Source organism: Limnofasciculus baicalensis BBK-W-15, assembly GCF_024178385.1.
Taxonomy (GTDB): domain Bacteria; phylum Cyanobacteriota; class Cyanobacteriia; order Cyanobacteriales; family Coleofasciculaceae; genus Limnofasciculus; species Limnofasciculus baicalensis.
The window spans coordinates 1-1,604 of record NZ_JAMZMM010000667.1 but is presented as its reverse complement, the minus strand read 5'-3'; the positions used below and the strand labels follow the sequence as shown (position 1 = coordinate 1,604).

Sequence of the window (1,604 nt, the reverse complement as noted above, 5' to 3'; positions counted from 1 at the left end):
CGCACGGGGGATCTGGCGCGCTTCCTGCCGGATGGCAACCTGGACTTCCTCGGCCGCATCGACCAGCAGATCAAGCTGCGCGGGTTCCGTATCGAGCTGGGCGAGATCCAGGCGGCGCTGCTGGCGGTGGACGGTGTGCGCGATGCGCTGGTGATGGTGCGCACGGATGGCCGCGCCGAGGCGCAGCTGGTGGCTTACGTAGTGGCCGAGGTCGAGGAGTCTTGCTATCGCGAGGCCTTGCGCGAGCGTCTGCCGGACTACATGGTGCCGGCGGCGTTCGTGCGGCTGGAGGCGTTGCCGCTGACGCCGAACGGGAAGGTGGACCGTGCCGCGTTGCCGGCGCCGGACTTCGGGTCGGGCGAGGTGTACGTCGCGCCGGCGGGTTTTATCGAAGTGACCTTGGCGGGGTTGTGGCAGGAGGTACTGGGCCTGTCCTCGCCGGTGAGCGCGACGGCGAACTTCTTTGCGCTGGGTGGCCATTCGTTGCTGGCGATGCGGCTGATCGGCCGCGTGCGTCGGGCCTTTGCGGTGAATGTGCCGCTCAAGACGGTGTTCGCGGCCCCGACCTTGCGCAGCTTCGCCGCGGCGATCCCGCGTGCGGTAGGTCTGCCGTTGCCGCCGCCGTTGCGGCCGGTGGCGCGCGAGGGCCGGCTGCCGGCCTCGTTCTTCCAGCAGCGGTTATGGTTCATCGACCAGTTCGAGGGTGGCAGCACGCACTATCACATCGGCCTGGCCTATGCGCTGCGCGGTCTGCTCGATGTCGGTGCGCTGCAGCAGGCCTTGCTGGCCCTGGTCGAGCGTCACGAGAGCCAGCGCACGGCGATCGTGTTCGACGGTGAGACGCCGAGCCAGCAGATCCTGCCGGCGGCGATCGATTTGCCGGTCGAGTCGTTTGAATCCGGTGATCGCTCGGCCCATCTTGCCGCCGCACGGGATCGCGAAGCGGCCGAACCGTTCGTCCTGGCGCAGGGCCGACCGTTGCGTGCGCGGCTGCTGCGTTTTGCCGAGGACGATCATGTGCTGCTGCTGACGCAGCACCATATCGCGACCGACGGCTGGTCACTCGACGTGCTGGTCGGCGAACTGGCGGCGCTGTATGCGGCGGCGTGCGACAACGCCCCTGCGTCGTTGCCGGCACTGCCGGTGCACTACGCCGACTACGCCGTGTGGCAGCGCGACTGGCTGCAGGGTGAGGTGTTGCAAGCCCACGCCGACTACTGGCGCAAGCAACTGGCCGACTTGCCGCCGGTGCACAGTCTGCCGCTGGACAAGCCGCGTCCGGCGCAACAAACCTTTGCCGGCGCCAGTCTGAGCCGCGTGCTCGACCCGGCGCGCAGTGCCGCGTTTGCGCAGGTGTGTCGCCAATATGGCGTCACGCTGTTCATGGGTTTGCACGCGGCGTTCGCCGCGCTGCTGGCGCGCTACAGCGGCCAGCACGACATCGTGATCGGCACGCCGATCGCCAATCGCGAACAACCCGAACTGGCCGGCCTGATCGGCGGCTTCGTCAATACGCTGGTCCTGCGCAGCGAGGTCGGCAGCCTGAGCTTTGCCGAGTTGTTGCGACACAGCGAACAGACGGCGCTGGATGCCTACGCGCACCA

1 protein-coding gene is annotated in these 1,604 nt (G+C 68.3%); it reads left to right on the top strand.

All coding sequences use genetic code 11. The features are described from left to right. Positions 1-1,604, top strand: a 1,604-nt coding sequence (locus NJ959_RS29285; RefSeq protein WP_254015281.1) for a condensation domain-containing protein, incomplete at both ends; no start/stop codon positions are given.